Origin of the sequence: Arthrobacter sp. I3 (assembly GCF_000520575.1) — a bacterium.
GTDB lineage: Bacteria > Actinomycetota > Actinomycetes > Actinomycetales > Micrococcaceae > Arthrobacter > Arthrobacter humicola_A.
Genome location: NZ_KI914954.1, coordinates 128,167 through 131,439 on the forward strand (window position 1 = coordinate 128,167; position 3,273 = coordinate 131,439).

Genomic DNA, 3,273 nt, shown 5'->3' on the forward strand with positions numbered 1-3,273 from the left:
ATGGACGGCACGGTCCCGCGGGGACGGCGCCGGCGGCGCCAAAAGCCTCGTTGCGTGCGCGTAGTCGTCGGCCAGCCGCACCCTCAGCGCCGCGGTCCGGGCCTCCAGCCGGGCGACCTCGGCGAGCCCGTCCAGGCAACCGTCCGCCAGCCGCCGCAGCGGATCCGCGTCCGGCGAAGAATCGACGACCGCAGGATTGGCGTCGCTAGCGGCCGATCCGGCCAAGGCAGCCAGCGCGGCAACAGAGGCGGCGACGGCTTCCACGGCCGCCCCGCTCTCCGGACTCAACGCTGTCCTGCTCTCCACACTCAGATCATCTCAGGAGCCACCGACAGTTTTTGATGAGACCGGTCTTGCAGCCACACGACAGTCCACTTCTGACAGCTGCCGGTAGAGCATCCAATGCCATCGGCGCGAGTGTTGAGTGTCGCACGCCTGCGTAGTAGCGTGACAAGTAATGTCAATACGTGTAACACGGACTCGGGAGCGATCATGGCATATATGACACGGGGGCTGGTGGCTGTCACGGCGGCCCTGGCATTGAGCGTGACGGGTGGCGCCGTCGCCGCCCCTGCGCAGGCCGATCCGCGGGAGACCGCAAAGACGTCAACCGCCACCGGGTACGGCGGAGCGGTGAGCACCGTGGATCCGGAGGCATCCGCTGCGGCGATCGAGGTCCTCCGCAAGGGCGGCAACGCAGCGGATGCCGCCGTCGCCGCAGCCGCGACCCTTGGCGTGACTGAGCCGTACAGTGCCGGGATTGGCGGCGGAGGCTACTTCGTGTTCTACGACGCGAAGACCGGCAAGGTGGGCACGATCGACGGCCGCGAGACCGCGCCGGCAGGAATGCCGCACGACGCGTTCATCGACCCAGCGACCGGCAAGCCCTTCAATTTCACGCCCGAGCTCGTCACAAGCGGCGTCTCCGTTGGCGTCCCGGGCACCCCTGCTACCTGGGCGCGTGCCCTGGACCGGTGGGGCACGTTGAGCCTCGGCGATGCCCTCAAGCCTGCCATCAACGTGGCCACCCGTGGATTCGTGGTCGATAACACGTTCCGCCAGCAGACCCTCGACAACAAAGCCCGGTTCGAGGCGTTTCCCTCGACCAGCAGCCTCTACCTCCCAGGCGGTGAAGCCCCCGCCGTCGGCAGTGTCTTCCAGAACCACGACCTCGCCGATACATACCGGCTCCTCGCGAAAAAGGGCACGGACGGCTTCTACGGCGGGCCGCTTGCGGCCGAGATCGCGGCCACGGTGCAGGCTCCGCCCAAGACTTCCAACACAAGGCTGCCCGTTCCGGCAGGCCACCTGACGACGGCGGATCTCGCCGCATACCGCGCCCTGGATCAGGCGCCTACGCACGTGGACTACCGCGACCTGGACGTCTACGGCATGGCGCCCTCCAGCAGCGGCGGCACCACCGTGGGCGAGGCGCTGAACATCCTGGAGCCCTCCAACCTGTCCGGGATGTCCACGCCGGGCGCCCTGCACCACTACCTCGAGGCCAGCGCGCTTGCCTTCGCGGACCGTGGCAAGTACGTGGGGGACCCCGCGTTCGTGAGCGTTCCCACCGCCGCGCTCACGGACCCGGTGTTCGGCAAGGAGCGCGCCTGCCAGATTGACCCGCTGCACGCGGCAGCGAAGCCGGCTGCGCCGGGGAACGTGTCCGCATACGACGGCGCGTGCCCGGCCGCGGCCGTCGCGCCTGCGGTCGAGTTGGACACCGAAAACATCTCGACGACCAACCTGACCGTCGCGGACAGGTGGGGGAACGTGGTCGACTACACGCTCACGATCGAGCAGACCGGAGGGTCCGGCATGGTGGTCCCCGGCCGCGGCTTCCTGCTCAACAACGAGCTGACCGACTTCTCGACCGTCTACGATCCGGCCGACCCGAACCGGATCGAGCCGGGGAAGCGCCCGCGCTCGTCCATGTCGCCGACCATCATCCTCAAGGAGGGCAAGCCGTTCCTCGCCCTCGGCTCGCCCGGCGGATCGACCATCATCACTACCGTCCTGCAGACCATCCTGAACCGGGTGGACCTTGGCATGACCATCTCCGAGGCGATCGCTGCACCGCGTGCCTCGCAACGGAATACGGCCAAGGTCACGGCCGAACCGGAGTTCATCGCCAAGTACGGCAGCCAGCTGGCACCGTTTGGCCATCAGTTCACCCCGTCTGGGGATGCGTTCACCTCGGCAGCGGAGATCGGCGCCGCGACCGCCATCGAGTTCCGGCCTGACGGCGGCATGGTGGCAGCCGCCGAGCCCGTGAGGCGCGGCGGGGGATCGGCGATGGCCGTTAGGGCGTCGCGGAGGTAGGGCGGATGCCGCCTGGCGCGGGTGTCGCGCCAAGCCGGAAGTTCCTCACCACTACCGGAGCGTGCTCCTCGGCGTGTTGTAGGAATGCGGTGGGGCCGGTCCTGGGATCACTTGAGTTTTTGCTGCCGCCTGCTGTGGCATCGCCGGGCGGTCGCCTTCGCGCAGCCAGTCGTCAAAGAACGCGTCGAGCTGCTGGCCCGAGGCCTTTTCCATCACGGCTTCGAAGTCTTCCGTCGTCGCCGTCGAGTCGTTGTAGCGGCTCAACCACGTCCGGGTGCCGCTGAGGAATGCCGCGTCGCCGATCTTCGCGCGCAGCGCGTAGAGGGCAGCCGCCCCGCGGAGGTAGACCTGGCCCGCGAACAAGTTGTCACGGCCCGGGTCTGCGATGTTGAGCGCCCAGCGGTTGTTCGCGTCGAGGTATGCCACCGCGTCTCCGAACTGTTCCGGCATCGTGGCCGCGTCTTGGTGCTCGGCCCACAGCCACTCGATGTACGTCGCCCAGCCCTCGTTCAGCCAGATGTCCTGCCAGTCGGACGGGCTTACCGCGTCTCCGAACCACTGGTGCCCGAGTTCGTGCACCACCGTGTATTCGTCCGCAACCTCCGAGTAGACCGGCCGCGTCTGCGTCTCCAGCGCATAGTCGACCGTGTCGTCGTCGACAATCGCGCCGAAGGCCTCGAACGGGTACCGCCCGAACTGGCCCTCAAGGAATGCGATCATCTTGGGCTGCAACGCAAGCGACGCCTTCGTCTCGGCCAGTGCCGCTCCCTTCACGTCCGCGTCGATCGCATTGACGATGGGCAGCCCGTGCGGACCGACGTCGTAGGACAGGGCAAAGTCGCCGACGTTCGCCGTTGACAGATAGCTGGCCATCGGGTCCGAGGCCTTCCACGTCCATGTGGTCCATCCCGCCTTCGTTGCCGGCCGGCCGACGGGCAGGCCGTTCGCCAC

The 3,273-nt window shown here is 67.9% G+C and carries 2 protein-coding genes and 1 pseudogene; 1 reads left to right on the forward strand and 2 read right to left on the reverse strand.

Features of this window, described 5'->3' with window-relative positions:
- Window positions 1-306 (reverse strand): annotated as a pseudogene (locus Y706_RS29440) (endonuclease); the annotation flags it as partial.
- A gap of 186 nt (window positions 307-492) precedes the next feature.
- On the opposite strand from Y706_RS29440, the gene ggt reads away from it, so the two are divergent.
- Window positions 493-2,322: a gamma-glutamyltransferase gene (gene ggt, locus Y706_RS0119400; RefSeq protein WP_028277898.1), complete on the forward strand. Its 1,830-nt coding sequence runs from the start codon at window positions 493-495 to the stop codon at window positions 2,320-2,322.
- Between the two features lie 51 nt (window positions 2,323-2,373).
- Here the strand turns inward: ggt and Y706_RS30440 are convergent.
- A partial coding sequence (locus tag Y706_RS30440) for a M1 family aminopeptidase (RefSeq protein WP_043436552.1) occupies window positions 2,374-3,273 on the reverse strand: 900 nt, incomplete at its 5' end.